At 73.1% G+C, this 16,067-nt stretch carries 13 protein-coding genes; 8 read left to right on the plus strand and 5 right to left on the minus strand.

Annotated elements, in window-relative coordinates:
* Window positions 1-59 precede the first annotated feature (59 nt).
* Window positions 60-1,616, minus strand: a complete 1,557-nt coding sequence (gene proP / locus ACZ4K2_RS04350; RefSeq protein ID WP_467470487.1) for a glycine betaine/L-proline transporter ProP — start codon at window positions 1,614-1,616, stop codon at window positions 60-62.
* Between the two features lie 188 nt (window positions 1,617-1,804).
* On the opposite strand from proP, the gene mgrA reads away from it, so the two are divergent.
* The 5 genes from mgrA to ACZ4K2_RS04375 all read left to right on the plus strand — a co-directional run bounded on the left by mgrA (window position 1,805) and on the right by ACZ4K2_RS04375 (window position 5,650).
* The gene (gene mgrA / locus ACZ4K2_RS04355; RefSeq protein ID WP_467470326.1) at window positions 1,805-2,848 is read left to right on the plus strand and encodes an L-glyceraldehyde 3-phosphate reductase; all 1,044 of its coding nucleotides are present in this window, start codon (window positions 1,805-1,807) and stop codon (window positions 2,846-2,848) included.
* A gap of 124 nt (window positions 2,849-2,972) precedes the next feature.
* Window positions 2,973-3,152, plus strand: a complete 180-nt coding sequence (locus ACZ4K2_RS04360; protein WP_467470328.1) for a hypothetical protein — start codon at window positions 2,973-2,975, stop codon at window positions 3,150-3,152.
* Window positions 3,153-3,261: 109 nt separating this feature from the next.
* Window positions 3,262-3,747 (plus strand): cation:proton antiporter regulatory subunit, encoded by a 486-nt coding sequence (locus tag ACZ4K2_RS04365; RefSeq protein ID WP_467470330.1) that lies wholly within the window; start codon window positions 3,262-3,264, stop codon window positions 3,745-3,747.
* Between the two features lie 5 nt (window positions 3,748-3,752).
* On the plus strand, window positions 3,753-4,988 hold the full coding sequence (locus ACZ4K2_RS04370; RefSeq protein WP_467470332.1) for a cation:proton antiporter: 1,236 nt from the start codon (window positions 3,753-3,755) through the stop codon (window positions 4,986-4,988).
* Window positions 4,989-5,029: 41 nt separating this feature from the next.
* Window positions 5,030-5,650, plus strand: a complete 621-nt coding sequence (locus ACZ4K2_RS04375; protein ID WP_467470334.1) for a DedA family protein — start codon at window positions 5,030-5,032, stop codon at window positions 5,648-5,650.
* Between the two features lie 17 nt (window positions 5,651-5,667).
* On the opposite strand, the gene ACZ4K2_RS04380 is transcribed toward ACZ4K2_RS04375, so the two are convergent.
* Entirely contained in the window at window positions 5,668-6,441 is a 774-nt protein-coding gene (locus ACZ4K2_RS04380; RefSeq protein WP_467470489.1) for an ANTAR domain-containing protein, read from the minus strand.
* 27 nt (window positions 6,442-6,468) lie between these two features.
* Window positions 6,469-6,843 (minus strand): STAS domain-containing protein, encoded by a 375-nt coding sequence (locus tag ACZ4K2_RS04385; RefSeq protein ID WP_467769941.1) that lies wholly within the window; start codon window positions 6,841-6,843, stop codon window positions 6,469-6,471.
* 191 nt (window positions 6,844-7,034) lie between these two features.
* Here ACZ4K2_RS04385 and sph point away from each other — a divergent pair, with 191 nt between their 5' ends.
* The 3 genes from sph to ACZ4K2_RS04400 all read left to right on the plus strand — a co-directional run bounded on the left by sph (window position 7,035) and on the right by ACZ4K2_RS04400 (window position 9,092).
* On the plus strand, window positions 7,035-8,060 hold the full coding sequence (sph, locus tag ACZ4K2_RS04390; protein ID WP_467470338.1) for a sphingomyelin phosphodiesterase: 1,026 nt from the start codon (window positions 7,035-7,037) through the stop codon (window positions 8,058-8,060).
* 166 nt (window positions 8,061-8,226) lie between these two features.
* A complete protein-coding gene (locus ACZ4K2_RS04395) occupies window positions 8,227-8,400 on the plus strand; it encodes a CsbD family protein (protein ID WP_467470340.1) in 174 nt (57 codons plus the stop codon).
* A gap of 242 nt (window positions 8,401-8,642) precedes the next feature.
* Window positions 8,643-9,092 (plus strand): ATP-binding protein, encoded by a 450-nt coding sequence (locus ACZ4K2_RS04400; RefSeq protein WP_467470341.1) that lies wholly within the window; start codon window positions 8,643-8,645, stop codon window positions 9,090-9,092.
* A gap of 19 nt (window positions 9,093-9,111) precedes the next feature.
* On the opposite strand, the gene ACZ4K2_RS04405 is transcribed toward ACZ4K2_RS04400, so the two are convergent.
* Window positions 9,112-11,628: a SpoIIE family protein phosphatase gene (locus ACZ4K2_RS04405; RefSeq protein ID WP_467470343.1), complete on the minus strand. Its 2,517-nt coding sequence runs from the start codon at window positions 11,626-11,628 to the stop codon at window positions 9,112-9,114.
* Entirely contained in the window at window positions 11,588-15,850 is a 4,263-nt protein-coding gene (locus tag ACZ4K2_RS04410; protein ID WP_467470344.1) for a HAMP domain-containing protein, read from the minus strand. The genes ACZ4K2_RS04405 and ACZ4K2_RS04410 overlap by 41 nt, the downstream gene beginning before the upstream one ends.
* Window positions 15,851-16,067: the final 217 nt, after the last annotated feature.

Consider the following 16,067-nt stretch of genomic DNA (forward strand, 5'->3'; position numbering starts at 1 on the left):
CGGCACGTCCGCGACATCCGGGCGGCGCCCTCGCGCGACCCCCGGCCGCCCCCGGGGTCTCAGTGCCGCCGGGCCGTCTCGCGGTCCCGCTCGCGCGTGTAGGTGTACAGCTCCTTCGAGGTGGCGATGAGCTCGCGCCGCTCCTCGGGCGTACCGACCATCGGCTGCGAGCCCTTGAGCGGCACCTGGGCGCTCTCCGGCAGGAACCTGACGGTGACCAGGCCGATGACGCCGGCCAGCATCAGGTAGTAGGCGGGCATCAGGTCGTCACCGGTGGTGCCGACCAGCGCGGCGGTGACCAGCGGGGTGGTGCCGCCGAACGCCGCGACGGCGATGTTGAAGCCGATGCCCATGGCCGCGTAGCGGACGGCCGTCGGGAAGAGGGCGGGCAGGGTGGCCGCGCTCGGCGCGGCGAAGCAGGCCAGCAGCGTGCTCAGGATCAGTACCCCGAGGATCGGCGGCCAGGTGCCGTGCGCCTTGATCAGGAGGAAGGCCGGGACGGCCAGCACGATCATCGCCGCGGCGGCGACCGCGTACAGCGGGCGGCGGCCCACCCGGTCGCTGAGCCGGCCGAGGAAGGTGATCAGCACGACGATCCACACCATGCCGACGAGCACGAGGAGGTCCGCCGAGCCGCTGGAGCGGTGCAGGGTCTCCGTCTGGTAGGTCGGCAGGTACCCGGTGACCATGTAGTTGGTGACGTTGTAGAGCAGCACCAGGCCCATGCAGACGAGCAGGGGCCGCCAGTGGTTGCGGACGATGTCCTTGAACTCGCTGCCCGCCGACTCCTGCGCGAGGGACTTCTCGTGTTCGTCGAGCTGCTGCTGGAAGGCCGGGGACTCCTCCAGCTTCATCCGCATGTAGAGGCCGATCACGCCGAGCGGGCCTGCGATCAGGAACGGGACGCGCCAGCCCCAGGAGAGCATCTGGTCGTCCGACAGGGCCAGGTTCAGCACGGTGACCAGGGCGGACCCGAGGGCGTAGCCGACGAAGGTGCCGAAGTCGAGCCAGCTGGACAGGAAGCCGCGCCGCCGGTCCGGGGAGTACTCGGCGACGAAGGTGGTGGCCCCGCCGTACTCGCCGCCGGTGGAGAAGCCCTGCACCATGCGGGCCAGCAGGAGCAGTACGGGGGCGGCGATGCCGATGGTGGCGTACCCGGGGATGACACCGATGGCGAAGGTGCCCACCGCCATCATGATCATGGTGGTGGCGAGCACCTTCTGCCGCCCGATCCGGTCGCCGAGCGGCCCGAAGACCAGCCCGCCGAGCGGCCGGACGACGAAGGCCGCGGCGAACGTCGCGAACGAGGAGATGACCTGGGCCGCCGGCGAGGCGCCCGGGAAGAAGACCTTGCCGATGGTCGCGGCGAGGTAGCTGTAGACGCCGAAGTCGAACCACTCCATGCAGTTGCCGAGCGCGGAGGCGCCGACGGCGCGGCGCAGCAGCGGGGGCTCGACGACCTGGACGTCGTCCTTGCGGAAGGCCCCCCGGTTGCGGCGGATCCTGCGCGCCAGTTCCTCGCGGACCTGGTGCGGCAGCAGCGCCACGGCCTTCGGTTCCCGCGCCGTGCTCCGGGCGCCCCGCTCCTCGCCGGACGTCGCGTCCCCGCCGGGCATCACACCGCTCACGAGCGCCTCCTTCCTCTCGACTCCGCGATCACCGCCTGCCCCGCGCGCGCATTCAGAAACGGAACCGCTCAATCCGATCCGGGACGGCGGTTGGACTTGCGCGGTGCCGGGGAGCAGGGTGGACGGGCCCGTGCGCACCCGCAGGGGCCCCTACGGCACCACCCGGAGAAGACCCGATGACCTACGTCGCCGACCCCGCTCGCTACGACGGCACCATGCGCTACCGGCGCACCGGCCGTTCCGGACTCGACCTGCCGGTCCTGTCCCTGGGCTATTGGCACAACTTCGGCGACGACCGCCCGTTCGAGACCCAGCGCGAGATCGCGCTGCGCGCCTTCGACCTCGGGATCACCCACCACGACCTGGCCAACAACTACGGTCCGCCGTACGGGGCGGCCGAGAGCAACTTCGGACGGCTGCTGCGCCGGGACCTCGCGCCGTACCGGGACGAGCTGGTGATCTCCACGAAGGCCGGCTGGGACATGTGGCCCGGCCCCTACGGTCAGGGCGGCGGCTCCCGCAAGTACCTGCTGGCCTCGCTGGACCAGTCGCTCCGCCGGACGGGCCTGGACTACGTCGACATCTTCTACTCCCACCGGCTGGACGCGAGCACGCCGCTGGAGGAGACGATGGGCGCGCTCGACACGGCCGTCCGCCAGGGCAAGGCGCTCTACGTGGGCATCTCCTCGTACGACGCCGAGCGCACCCGGCAGGCCACCGCGATCCTGCGCGACCTCGGCACCCCGCTGCTGATCCACCAGCCGTCGTACAGCATGCTGAACCGCTGGATCGAGACCGACGGCCTGCTGGACACGGCCCAGGAGGAGGGCTTCGGGGTCATCGGCTTCACGGCGCTCGCCCAGGGGCTGCTCACGGGCCGCTACCTGGAGGGCGTCCCGCAGGACTCGCGGGCCGCGCGCGGCGGCTCGCTGGACGCCTCCGCACTGACGGAGGAGATGCTGGGCCGGCTGCGCGCGCTGAACGGCATCGCGGCCCGGCGCGGGCAGACCCTGGCCCAGTTGGCGCTGGCCTGGGCGCTGCGCGACGAGCGGGTGACCTCGCTGGTCATCGGCGCCTCCCGGGTGGAGCAGCTGGAGCAGAACGTGGCGGCCCTGGAGAACCTCGCCTTCACCGACGAGGAACTGGCCGAGATCGACGCGTACGCGACCGAGGGCGGCGTGGACCTGTGGCGGGACGCACGCCTGGGCAATCTCGACTGACCGCGCTTCTGTGACGTAGCTCACAGACGTAAGGGAAAAGTACGACATAATGGAAGCCGCACGGACAGCGTTGTCATCCTCGTCCCCGCGACGTCCCCAGCGACTTCAAGGAGCCGCTCACCGCATGGCGTACGGATCCCACCGCAGCCCCCTCCTCCCACCCCGCCCCGATCTGGGCCGCGCCCGCGGCTGCGAGCAGTGCCTCGGCTGGGGCACCGTCGTCACCCGGGACGGAGGGCACGAGCTGTGCCCCGCCTGCCAGCCCGCCCCCGCCGGCGGGGAGGCGACGACCCCCGGCACGTAGCACCACCCCCCTGCCCGGCCGACCCGTTTCCCACGGCCGATCGTTACCCGGTTAAGCTCCGGGTAATGAATTCACCAAGGGATGTTCAAATCCGGGCAGGGGGGCTCTCATGACCGCCGCACGCACCAGCAGGACGCCGTTGCCGGGCATCGGCGTCCGGTACGACCTGGCCACCCGCGAGCACCGCCAGGTGTCGGTGGTGGCCCACCGGGACGGTTCGCGGACGCTGAGCGCCTACGAACGCGACGATCCCGACGCCTGCGCGCTCTCGGTCCGCCTCACCGGGCAGGAGGCGGAGGCCCTGGTGGACGCCCTGAAGCCGACCCACCACAGCCCCACCCTGCTGTCCACGACCGAACTGGGACTGGTGGCCGAGCGGATCGAGCTGTCCGGCGCCTCGCACTGGAACGGGCGGCTGCTCGGCGACACCCGGATGCGCACCGAGACCGGCGTGTCGATCGTGGCCGTCCTGCGCCGCGCCGAGGCGATCCCCTCCCCCGGCCCCGGCTTCCGGCTGGTCGGCGGCGACACGCTGATCGTCATCGGTACCCGTGAGGGCGTCGACGCGGCGGCCGTGATCCTCGGTCGGGAGTGATCCGCGTGCATTCCTCCGCGGTCTTCCTGATCGAGTTCGGCGCCATCATCCTCGGCCTCGGACTGCTGGGCAGGCTCGCCGCCCGCCTGCGGTTCTCCCCCATCCCGCTGTACCTGCTCGCCGGGCTCGCCTTCGGTGAGGGCGGGCTGCTGCCGCTCGGGGCCAGCGAGGAGTTCGTGGCCGTCGGCGCCGAGATCGGCGTGATCCTGCTGCTGCTCATGCTGGGGCTGGAGTACACGGCCGGCGACCTGGTCTCCAACCTCAAGACCCAGTACCCGGCCGGGATCGTCGACGCCACGCTCAACGCCCTGCCGGGCGCCGCCATGGCCCTGCTGCTGGGCTGGGGCCCGATCGCCGCCGTCGTCCTGGCCGGCATCACCTGGATCTCCTCCTCCGGCGTCATCGCCAAGGTCCTCGGCGACCTGGGCCGGATCGGCAACCGGGAGACCCCGGTGATCCTCAGCATCCTGGTCCTCGAAGACCTGTCCATGGCCGTCTACCTGCCCGTCGTCACGGCGCTGCTGGCCGGCACCGGGTTCGCCGCGGGCAGCGTCACCCTGGCCATCGCCCTGGGGGTGGCCGGCCTGGTGCTGCTGGTGGCGGTGCGCTTCGGCCGGCACATCTCCCGCTTCGTCTCCACCGACGACCCGGAGAAGCTGCTGCTCGTGGTGCTGGGCCTGACGCTGCTGGTGGCCGGTGTCGCCCAGCAGCTCCAGGTCTCGGCCGCGGTCGGCGCCTTCCTGGTCGGGATCGCCCTGTCCGGCGAGGTGGCCGAGGGCGCCCACAACCTCCTGGCACCGCTGCGGGACCTGTTCGCGGCGGTGTTCTTCGTCTTCTTCGGCCTGCACACCGATCCGGCGAGCATCCCGCCGGTCCTGCTGCCCGCGCTCGCCCTGGCCGCCGTCACCACCCTCACGAAGATCGCGACCGGCTGGTGGGCGGCCCGCCGCGCCGGAATATCGGTCAAGGGCCGGTGGCGGGCCGGCGGCACCCTGGTGGCCCGGGGCGAGTTCTCCATCGTCATCGCGGGGCTCGCCGTCACCTCCGGCATCGACTCCGACCTCGGCCCGCTGGCCACCGCCTACGTGCTGATCCTGGTCGTCCTCGGCCCGCTGACCGCCCGGTACACCGAGCCGCTCGCCCGGCGGCTGACCGGCCGCACGGGCCGCCGCACGCCGCCGGAGGCCGAGCCCGCCGCGGACACCCCGGTGCCGGACCAGGCCCCGGCCCCCCACCCCTGACCGGACCCCTGGGCCCGGCGGCAGGGACGTACGGTGGAGGCATGTCCCCTCCCCTCCCGGGGCCGCTGGCCCATCTGGAGCCGCTGCTCGGTCACTACGGCTACTGGGCCGTGGGGGCCGTCGTCTTCGTGGAGGACTTCGGGGTCCCCGCGCCCGGCGAGACGATCCTGCTCGCGGCCGGTGTGTACGCGGGCGCCGGAGAGCTGAACATCGTGGCGGTGGCGGTCATCGCGTTCCTCGCGGCCGTCGCCGGGGACAACCTCGGCTACCTGATCGGCCGGCTCGGCGGGCGGGCCTTCGTGCACCGCTGGGGCCGGTACGTCCTCCTGACGCCGAAGCGGTTCGAGGCCGCCGAGGGGTTCTTCACCCGGCACGGCGGCAAGATCGTGACGGTGGCCCGGTTCGTGGAGGGCCTGCGCCAGGCCAACGGCATCATCGCGGGCACGACCGGCATGCACTGGCGCCGCTTCCTGGCCTTCAACGCCCTCGGCGCGGCCCTGTGGGTCGGGCTGTGGACGTCCCTGGCCTACCTGGCGGGCAGCCACATCACCGCCGTGTACGACGAGATCCGGCGCTACGAGGTGTACGTCCTCGTCGTCGCCGCCCTCGTCGTCGCGGGGCTGGTCGCACGGCACTTCGTGCGCCGCCGCCGCGAGCGCTGACCGGCACCCGGACCGGCTCAGCCACCCGCCGGCCGGTGCCCGTGGGTGTGCAGGTACTCCAGCGCGTCCTGCACCACGGTGCGCCGGTACCAGGACCGCCAGGCGGCCAGGTCCCGGGCCAGGCCGTCCAGGGCGGTCCGCTGGCTGCCGGAGAGCCAGGCGCCCGGCACCGCCCGGTGCACGGTGATCGCCCCCGCGCAGTCCCCGCGCTCCGTGAGCAGGGGGACCGCGTACAGGGCGCGGCTGCCCGCAGCGAGGGCCGCCCGGCCGACCGGGTGGCCCGCCAGGGCCGGATCGGCGGCCACGTCGGGGACGGCCACCGGCCGGCCCGCGGCCCGCGCCCGCGCGCACGGCGCGGGCGGCCCGCCGACCAGGGCGAGGCAGTCGCGGTACGGCGCGGCCAGGCCGTGGTGGGCCTCCAGGACGAGCGCCTCGTCCTGGACGGCGTCGCTCAGGTGGATCTCCGCCGCGTCCGCGTCCGCCAGCGTCACGGCCGTGTAGACGGCGGCCCCCAGCATCCGGCGGCGGTCCCGCGGATCGACCGGTGCGGCGCTGTCCCGCAGGCCGGGGGGCGGCGGACTGTGCCGGCGGCCCGGGAACCACTCCCGCGCGCTGCGCGGGGGCGGCGCGGTCACCACCGCCGAGGCCAGCACCCGCAGGGGCACGTTGTGGTGCTGGGAGCCCGCGCGCAGCAGGGCGAAGGCGGCGGCGGGGCCGGGCAGGCCGTAACGGGCGATCAGGATGCCCTGGGCGATGCCGATGGTGCCGCTGGTGCGGACCTTGGCCCGCAGCCCGAAGACCTCGGCCGGGGTCTTTGCTCAGGCGTCGTCCCGCACGGCCGGACCCGCCGGTGCCGGACCGGCGGTGCCCATGGCGGCGAGTGCGCCCTCCAGGCTGCCGCAGAGCCGGATGCCCGGCAGCGGCGCGGTCGTGAGCGCCCCGCGGACCCGCGGGGAGGCGCCGGCGACCAGGACGGGGGCCGACCGGTGGCGGGTGTGGGCGTCCAGGGTGGCCACCGCCGTGCTGCTCAGCCGGCACACCTCGGACATGTCCAGGACCAGCCGCAGACCGCGCTCGTCGGCCCGCCGCAGCCGCAGCCCGAGTTCCCGCCCGAGGACCCCGGCGGCGTGCGCGTCGATGCTCCCGGCCAGTCGGAGCACCATCGCCCGCCCGGCCGGCGGCTGCACGATCACCCTGCCGCCCCGCTCCACACCACCACCTTGTGCCCCGGCGCCGCCCGGGGGCAAGCCGCCGCGTCGGCGGGTCCACCGGCGGGCGGAGCGGGTGCCGGGGAGCACCGCGGGCGCCGCGCGCGCCGGTTCCTCCGCTGTACGCCATCTGATGCGCTCCTGGGTGTTACCTGCGGGTAATCGCGGATGGTTTGATGTGCGGCGCCACTCCGTCCCTTCCTCCACCGGGAGAACCAGTGACGCCCTTCGCACCCCGCCGCGCCCTCGCCGCGACCGTGCTCGCACTCGCCCTGCCCACCGCCGCCCTCGCCGCCCCGGCACCGGCCGCCGCGGCCGAGTCCGCACCGGCGCTGCGGGTCCTGACGTACAACACCTTCCTGATGAGCAAGAACCTGTACCCCAACTGGGGGCAGGACCACCGGGCCGCGGAGATACCGAAGGCGTCCTTCTTCCAGGGCAACGACGTCGTCGTGCTCCAGGAGGCGTTCGACAACTCGGCGTCGGACGCGCTGAAGCGGGCGGCGGCGGCCCAGTACCCCCACCAGACCCCGGTGGTGGGACGGGCCCGCGACGGCTGGGACGCGACCGGCGGGGCGTTCTCCGCCACCACGCCCGAGGACGGCGGGGTCACCGTGCTGAGCAAGTGGCCGATCCTGCGCAAGGAGCAGTACGTCTACAAGGACGCGTGCGGCTCCGACTGGTGGTCGAACAAGGGCTTCGCGTACGTGGTGCTGAACGTCGGCGGCGCCCGGGTGCACGTCGTCGGCACGCACACGCAGTCCACGGATTCCGGGTGCGGCGCGGGCGAGGCGGCGCAGGACCGCAGCCGGCAGTTCCGGGCGATCGACGCCTTCCTCGACGCGAAGAAGATCCCGGCGGACGAGGAGGTCCTGGTCGCGGGCGACCTCAACGTCGACTCGCACGGCGCCGAGTACGCCTCGATGCTCGCCGACGCGGACCTGGTCGGCGCCGACGTCCGCACCGGGCACCCCTACTCGTTCGACACCCGGGAGAACTCGATCGCCCGCGACCGCTACCCGGACGACCCGCGCGAGGATCTGGACCACGTCCTCGCCCGGGCGGGCCACGCCCGGCCGGCCCGCTGGACCGACGAGGTCGTCAAGGAGCAGTCGGCGCCCTGGACGGTGAGCAGTTGGGGCACGTCGTACACGTACACGAACCTCTCGGACCACTATCCGCTGCGGGCGTACGCCGGCTAGCGCGGGGCGCGCGGACCGGTCCCCCGGCGGCGGGGGCCGGTCCGCGCGGCACACTGCCGTCGGCCGCGCGCGCACTTCCGTCCGTTCTGCCGAGGTTTGCCCGGCGCCGGAGGGGCAATGCGAAGAGCGAACGAAGACCCCGTCGAATGTTGGGATGTGACACGCGATGGCCGGCAACGAGAAGGCCAAGGGCAAGGCCGAGCAGGCCAAGGGCAAGGCCAAGGAGGCCGTGGGCCGCACCGTGGGCAACGAGCGCATGGAGGCCGAGGGCCGCATGGAAGGCGCCCGCGGGGACGCCCGTCAGGCCAAGGAGAAGGCGAAGGACACCTTCAAGCACTGAGGCGTGCGCCGAATTCGGCGACGGGTCCGGTGGTCCGCGGGGGCGGATCCCGGGCCCGTTTCGCTGTGCCGGTGCGGGCGCCGGCGCCTCCCGCACCGCGCGCCGGCAGGCATTCGTGCGCATCCGGAGGATTCCTCGTAAACCCCCCTTTGGCCGGACGCCCAGCGGGTAGCCGACCCGGGACGGAACGACCCGCCGTGCACAGGAACGGACCCTGACCCCAGAGGAATAGGGCAACGAGTATGGACATCCCGCTCAGGACCCACGCGACGACGCGGGGCCGCCCGGCGCTCGCGCGCTACAGCCGCACCTGGGAGACCGGCGTCTCCCGCATCGCCGAGGCGCGGGAGGCCGTCGCCGCCCTGCTGGCCCGGGCCCGCCCGGCGCCCGGGCGCCGCCCGCTCCAGGATGCCCAGCTCATCGTCAGCGAACTCGTCACCAACGCGACCAAGCACGCGCCCGGCCCGTGCGCGCTGGGCCTGGAACTGCTGTCCGGCGCGACCGAGCTGCGCATCACCGTCACCGACACCTCACCGGAGCCGCCGCGCCGCCACCTGCCCGACCCCCGGCGGATCGGCGGCCACGGCCTGCACCTCGTGAACGCGCTCTCCCGCGGCCTGGAGGTGACCCGGCTGACCAACGGCAAGCGGATCACGGCCACGGTGCCGCTCCTCCCCGCGGCGGCCGGCTGACCCGCCCGGCCGCGGCGGGTCAGGCGACCCTGATGCCGACGATGCACGTGTCGTCGTCGGTGTCCGACCTGCTGTAGGTGAGCAGCCGGTCGAGTTGCTGGTCCAGCGTGCTGGGCGCCGACCGTGCCGTGTCCAGCAGATGGGACAGCGACTCCTCCACGGAGCGGTCCCGGCGCTCGATCAGGCCGTCCGTGTACATCAGCAGGGTGTCCCCCGCGGCGAGCTGCGTCTCCGTCTCCTCGTAGCGCGCCTCCGGCACCGCGCCCAGCAGCAGGCCCTTGACCGGGGGCAGCGCGGTGGCGTCGGCCTCCCGCACCAGCACCGGCGGCAGGTGGCCGGCCCGGGCCCAGCGCAGGATCCGCCGCTCGCCGTCGTACAGGCCGCACACGGCGGTGGCGGTGACGGCACCGGTCAGATGGTGGGCGACGATGTTCAGCCAGGACAGCAACTGCGCCGGCCCGGCACCGGTGACCGCGAGGCCGCGCAGCGCGTTGCGCAGGACGACCATGCTGGTCGCCGCCTCTATGCCGTGCCCGGCGACGTCACCGACGCAGAACAGGACGAGTCCGGAGGGCAGCACGACGGCGTCGTACCAGTCGCCGCCGACCAGGTGCTCGGTCTCGGCCGGCCGGTAGCGCACCGCCACCTGGAGACCGGGCACCCGCAGCGGGGCCTGGGTCGGGGGCATGATGGCGTGCTGGAGCTGGAGGGTGAGCCGGTTGCGCTCCACCGCCTGCTGTTCGGTGTGCGCGAGCTGGTCGCGGGTGGCGGCCAGGGCGACCTCGGTCCAGTGCTGGGCGGAGATGTCCTGGTAGGCGCCGCGGACGACGAAGAGCTGGCCGGCGGTGTCCAGGACGGGCTCGGCGACCACCCGCATGTGCCGGGTGACGCCGTCCGGGCGCAGCAGCCGGAACGCGGCCGAGGCGGGCCTGCGGTGGTGCAGCACGGTGCGCAGGAAGCGGCCGAGGGCGACGGCGTCGTCCGGGTGGGCGTGCGCCGGCAGCTCCTGGAGGGCGACCGGGGGGCTGGTGGCCGGCCGGCCGTAGAGGCCGAACAGCTGGCCGTTCCAGGTGATCTCGCTGGTGAGCAGGTTCTCCTCGAAGCCGCCGATCCGGCCGAGCCGCTGGGCGTGCTGGAGCAGGCTGGCGAGGCGCGCGGTCTCGTCCTCGATGCGCCAGATCAGCAGGACCGCCCCGCCGTGCCGGCTGACGCTGATGTCGGCGACGGCGGACAGCGGCACCTGGTCGACCAGGGCGGTCAGCCGCATCCGGTGGGCGCGGAACGGCTCGCCGGTGGCGTACACCCGCTCCACGCGCTGGAACAGCTCGCCGGTGCCGGCGGCCATCGGGTAGGCCTCCAGCAGCAGGGCGCCGCCCACGACGGCCCGGGGCCGGCCCGCGGGGTCCAGGAAGCGGCTGTTGACGTGCTGGATGCGGAAGTCGACCAGTTGCCCGGCGGCGTCGAGGTGCGGCACCAGGACGAGCGCCGGGTCGTGCAGCCCGTCGGCCAGGTCCATCAGCTCGACCACGTCGGGCAGCACCTTGGGCTCGGAGCCCGCGCCGGCCGGCCGGCCGAAGGTCTCCAGGGTGTGCGCGCACAGCTCGGCGAGGGCCTCCACCTGCCGGACCACGGGCCGGGGCAGCGGGGCCTCCGGCTTGGCCCAGGCGATCTCCAGGACGCCGTGGATCCGGCCGCCCGTCCCGGACGGTACGGCGATCCGCGCGCCGTCGGCGTACTCGCGCCGGCCGATCGTGGGCAGCCCGGACTCGGCGAGCGAGGGCAGCCACTGGCCGTCGGGCTGGGTCAGCCCGCGCCGGGCCACGGTGGCCACGTCGGGCGGCACGTACCGCCAGCGGGCGGCCTCGCCGAGGGGGAAGCCGGCGCTGCCCGCGAGGGTGAGGGAGCCGTCCGGGCCGGCCGCCCAGATCGCCACGGCGACCGCGCCGAGGGGGCGCAGGGCGTGTTCGAGCAGCGAGTCGGCCATCGCCTGGGTGTCGGGCGCGGCCAGGACACCGCTCTCGGCGGCCCGCAGCCGGACGGCCGCGGAGTCCTCGACGGGTTCGGCCGGGTCCGCGGCGACGGACAGGAACGCCTCGGTGACTTCCGAGACGCGGTCCCGGGCCGCCTGGTTGATGACGTCCACCGCCAGTTCCAGCGGCGTGACCTGCGCCTGCTCGGTCAGGTCGGCGAGCTGGCGGGCGGCCTGGGCGGGGCCGCAGCCGAGCCGTTCGACCAGGATGCCCTTGGCCAGCTCGATCAGGGCCCGGCCCTCCGCCTCGGCCTGCGCCACCCGCACCTCACGGCGCAGCCGTTCCACGGTGGCGGCGAGCCGGCCCACCGGGGTGGTGGCGGGCGGGTCGGGCAGCACCACCTCGACCCGCGCGTCGGGCAGCCCGGGCGGTCCGGCGGATGTCTCCGGGCCGGCGGACGGTTCGTGCGTGGTCACCTGTTCCGGACTCCTCGGCCGGTGGACGGACGAACGCGCCGCGCCGGGCTCATGCGGGGAGCCAGCGTCGGACACAGGCGATGAGGTCATGGGTGTCCACCGGTTTCGTGACGTAGTCGCTGGCGCCCGAGGCGATGCTCTTCTCCCGGTCGCCCTGCATGGCCTTGGCGGTCACGGCGATGACCGGCAGGGTCGCGTACTGCGGCATCCTGCGGATCTCCGCGGTGGCCGTGTAGCCGTCCATCTCGGGCATCATCACGTCCATCAGGACGAGTTCGACGTCCGGGTTGTTCACCAGCGTCTCGATGCCCTTGCGCCCGTTCTCGGCGTGCAGGACCCGGAAGCCGTGCAGTTCCAGGATGCCGCTGAGCGCGAACAGGTTCCGGGCGTCGTCGTCGACGACGAGGACGGTCCGGCCGCGGGTGTGTTCGTCGATCAGGTGCGGCGCGGTGCGCGGGAGTTCGTCCCCGCGGACCAGGGTGAGCACCTCACCGGGCTCCTCCGCCGCCAGGTGCAGGGCGATCCGCTCGCGCAGCTCGTCCAGGCTGTACAGGTACTCGGGCGAGCCGACCGCCGGGGCCTCGGCGACCGGCTCGGTGCGCTGCGAGCCGTGCACCAGCACCGGCACGCTCGTCAGCGCCGAGTCGCCGCGCAGGGCCTCGAGGAAGCGGGCGGACTCCCCGTCGGGCATGCCGAGTTCCACCACGACGCAGTGGCAGGGTTCGGCGGCGAGGGCGCCGGCCGCCTCCTGGGCGCCGACCGCGGTGATGATGTCGACGGGGGTGCCGCCGCCGTCGGCGCGCGCGTGCTCCAGGTCCCGGACCACGCTCTCGGCGACCAGGGTCAGCAGCCCGCGCGGACGCTCCTCCACGACGAGCAGGCGGCGCGGGCGTTCCCGCCGCGCCGTGGCCGGGGGCAGCTCCGGGGGCAGGTTCCGGCCGGGCGTGCCGTCGGTGATCTCCCGTTCGGCCTTGGGGGCGGGCCGGCCGCCGCGCACGTGCTCCTCGAAGTCCGGCCGGGCCACCGGCAGGTAGAGGGTGAAGGTGCTGCCCTTGCCGGGCGTGCTGTCCACGGTGACGGCGCCGCCGAGCAGGTGGGCGATCTCGCGGGTGATGGACAGGCCGAGCCCGGTGCCGCCGTACTTGCGGCTGGTGGTGCCGTCCGCCTGCTGGAACGCGCCGAAGATGGTCTCCAGCTGCTGCTCCGGGATGCCGATGCCGGTGTCCTTGACCCGGAACGCGACGACCGCGCCGCCGCGGACGACGCCTGCGGGCACGTCCCCGTCGGCGGCGGGTTCGACGCGCAGTTCGACGCCGCCCTGCTCGGTGAACTTCACGGCGTTGGAGAGCAGGTTGCGCAGGATCTGCCGGAGCCGGGAGTCGTCGGTGAGCAGGTCGGCGGGGGCGCCGGGCGCCGTGGCGACGGTGAACTCCAGGCTCTTCTGCGAGGTCATCGGCCGGAAGGTGGCCTCGACGTACTCGATGAGCTGCCGCAGCGGGACCCGTTCCGGGGTGACGTCCATCTTGCCGGCCTCGACCTTGGACAGGTCCAGGATGTCGTTGATGAGCTGGAGCAGGTCCGAGCCGGCCGAGTGGATGATGCCCGCGTACTCGACCTGCTTCGGGGTGAGGTTGCGGGACGGGTTCTGGGCCAGTAGCTGGGCGAGGATGAGCAGGCTGTTGAGCGGGGTGCGCAGCTCGTGGCTCATGTTGGCGAGGAACTCGGACTTGTACTTCGAGGCGAGCGACAACTGCTGGGCGCGCGCCTCCAGTTCCTGCCGGGCCTGCTCGATCTGGAGGTTCTTGGCCTCGATGTCCCGGTTCTGGTCGGCCAGCAGCGACGCCTTGTCCTCCAGCTCCGCGTTGGACTGCTGGAGTTCCTCCTGCCGGGCCTGCAACTCGGCCGAACGGGACTGGAGTTCACTGGTCAGGCGCTGCGACTCCTGGAGCAGTTCGTCGGTGCGCGCGTTGGCCACGATGGTGTTGACGTTGACGCCGATGGTGTCCACGAGCTGCTGCAGGAAGTCCCGGTGGATCTGGGTGAACCGGGTGACCGAGGCCAGTTCGATGACGCCGAGGACCTGCTCCTCGAAGACGATCGGGAGCAGCAGCAGCGCGGTCGGCTCGACCTGGCCGAGTCCGGAGGAGATGGTGACGTAGCCGGGCGGCAGCTCGTCCACCGCGATGGTGCGGCGGCTGCGCGCGGCCTGGCCGACCAGGGAGCGGCCGAACGGGATGCGGGCGGGCCGGGGGTCCTCCTCGGGCCGGCCGTAGGAGCCCACGAGCCGCAGCTCGGGCCCGGACGCGCCCTCCTCGGCGAGGTAGAAGGCGCCGTACTGGGCGGACACCTGCGGCACCAGCTCGTCCATGATGAGCTCGGCGACGACGGGCAGGTCGCGGTGGCCCTGCATGAGCCCGGAGATCCGCGCCAGGTTGGTCTTGAGCCAGTCCTGCTCCTGGTTGGCCTGCGTGGTCTCGCGCAGGGACTCCACCATGGAGTTGATGTTGTCCTTGAGGTCGGCGACCTCGCCGGAGGCGTCGACGGTGATGGACCGGGTCAGGTCGCCCTCGGCGACGGCGCTGGCCACGTCGGCGATGGCGCGGACCTGCCGGGTGAGGTTCCCGGCGAGTTCGTTGACGTTCTCGGTGAGGCGCTTCCAGGTGCCGGAGACGCCCTCGACCTCGGCCTGGCCGCCGAGCCGGCCCTCGGTGCCCACCTCGCGGGCCACCCGGGTGACCTCGTCGGCGAAGGCGGAGAGCTGGTCGACCATCGTGTTGATGGTCGTCTTCAGTTCGAGGATCTCGCCGCGCGCGTCGACGTCGATCTTCTTCGACAGGTCGCCCTTGGCCACGGCGGTGGTCACCAGCGCGATGTTGCGCACCTGGCCGGTGAGGTTGTTCGCCATGGAGTTGACGTTGTCGGTGAGGTCCTTCCAGGTGCCGGCCACGTTGGGCACGTGCGCCTGGCCGCCGAGCCGGCCCTCGGTGCCCACCTCGCGGGCCACGCGGGTGACCTCGTCGGCGAACGCCGACAGGGTGTCCACCATGGTGTTGATCACGTCGGCGAGGGCGGCGACCTCGCCCTTGGCCTCGACGGTGATCTTCTGGGAGAGGTCGCCCTTGGCGACGGCGGTGGCGACCTGGGCGATGGAGCGGACCTGGCCGGTGAGGTTGGACGCCATGACGTTGACGTTGTCGGTGAGGTCCTTCCAGGTGCCGGCCACGCCGCGCACCTGTGCCTGGCCGCCGAGCCGGCCCTCGGTGCCCACCTCGCGGGCCACCCGGGTCACCTCGTCCGCGAAGCCCGAGAGCTGGTCCACCATCGTGTTGATGGTCGACTTCAGCTCCAGGATCTCGCCCCGCGCGTCCACCGTGATCTTCTGCGACAGATCGCCCTGCGCCACCGCGGTGGCCACCTGGGCGACGTTGCGCACCTGTGCCGTCAGGTTCCCGGCCATGAAGTTGACCGAGTCCGTCAGGTCCCGCCAGGTGCCCTTGACGCCCTTGACGTCCGCCTGGCCGCCGAGCCGCCCCTCGGTGCCCACCTCGCGGGCCACCCGGGTCACCTCGTCCGCGAACGCCGAGAGCTGGTCCACCATCGTGTTGATGGTCGACTTCAGCTCCAGGATCTCGCCCCGCGCGTCCACCGTGATCTTCTGCGACAGATCGCCCTGCGCCACCGCGGTCGTCACCTGGGCGACGTTGCGCACCTGCGCCGTCAGGTTCCCGGCCATGAAGTTGACCGAGTCCGTCAGGTCCCGCCAGACACCGGCGACACCGGGCACCTGCGCCTGACCCCCCAGGCGGCCCTCCGTGCCGACCTCGCGCGCGACCCGGGTCACCTCGTCCGCGAAGGCCGACAGCTGGTCGACCATCGTGTTGACGGTCTCCTTCAGCTGGAGGATCTCGCCGCGCGCGGGGACGTCGATCTTCTGGGACAGGTCGCCCTTGGCCACGGCGGTGGCGACCTGCGCGATGTCGCGCACCTGGGTGGTGAGGTTGCCCGCCATGGCGTTGACGGAGTCGGTCAGGTCGGCCCAGGTGCCGGAGACGCCGGGCACCTGCGCCTGGCCCCCCAGGGTGCCTTCCGTACCCACCTCGCGGGCCACCCGCGTGACCTCGGAGGTGAACACGGACAACTGGTCGACCATGCCGTTGAAGACGGTGGCGATGTCGCCCATGAGTCCGCTGGAGTCGTCCGGCAGCCTGGTGCCGAAGTCCCCGTCGCGCACCGCGGTGAGTCCCGCGAGCAGTCTTCTCAGTTCGTGGTCACCCGGGACCGCCTCGGTCGTCCCGGTCGCCTTGCCGGCCATGCGCACCCTCGTTCCGCTCCCCAAGAGCCCTCGTGCGAAGGACTCGGAACCATTGCCGGGCACGCGGCCTGCCCCGGCGACTGGTGTGTGCATTTCCGCAGTTCACGGAAGTGCATGATGAGAAAAATACGTCGCAGGGTAACCCAGTTCCGGGGCCGGGGACAAAGCGATCGGCCGAGCTTCGGCGGTCTCGGGGCCGTCGGGTGCGCGAGGTGGT

The sequence above is a fragment of the Streptomyces sp. NPDC025833 genome (assembly GCF_055558055.1).

Bases quoted from the DNA above. Each gene is read 5' to 3' on its own strand.
- proP (WP_467470487.1), bottom strand. From the start codon at position 1,616: ATGCCCGGCGGGGACGCGACGTCCGGCGAGGAGCGGGGCGCCCGGAGC.
- mgrA (WP_467470326.1), top strand. From the start codon at position 1,805: ATGACCTACGTCGCCGACCCCGCTCGCTACGACGGCACCATGCGCTAC.
- ACZ4K2_RS04360 (WP_467470328.1), top strand. From the start codon at position 2,973: ATGGCGTACGGATCCCACCGCAGCCCCCTCCTCCCACCCCGCCCCGAT.
- ACZ4K2_RS04365 (WP_467470330.1), top strand. From the start codon at position 3,262: ATGACCGCCGCACGCACCAGCAGGACGCCGTTGCCGGGCATCGGCGTC.
- ACZ4K2_RS04375 (WP_467470334.1), top strand. From the start codon at position 5,030: ATGTCCCCTCCCCTCCCGGGGCCGCTGGCCCATCTGGAGCCGCTGCTC.
- sph (WP_467470338.1), top strand. From the start codon at position 7,035: ATGTGCGGCGCCACTCCGTCCCTTCCTCCACCGGGAGAACCAGTGACG.
- ACZ4K2_RS04395 (WP_467470340.1), top strand. From the start codon at position 8,227: ATGGCCGGCAACGAGAAGGCCAAGGGCAAGGCCGAGCAGGCCAAGGGC.
- ACZ4K2_RS04400 (WP_467470341.1), top strand. From the start codon at position 8,643: ATGGACATCCCGCTCAGGACCCACGCGACGACGCGGGGCCGCCCGGCG.
- ACZ4K2_RS04405 (WP_467470343.1), bottom strand. From the start codon at position 11,628: ATGACCTCATCGCCTGTGTCCGACGCTGGCTCCCCGCATGAGCCCGGC.
- ACZ4K2_RS04410 (WP_467470344.1), bottom strand. From the start codon at position 15,850: ATGGCCGGCAAGGCGACCGGGACGACCGAGGCGGTCCCGGGTGACCAC.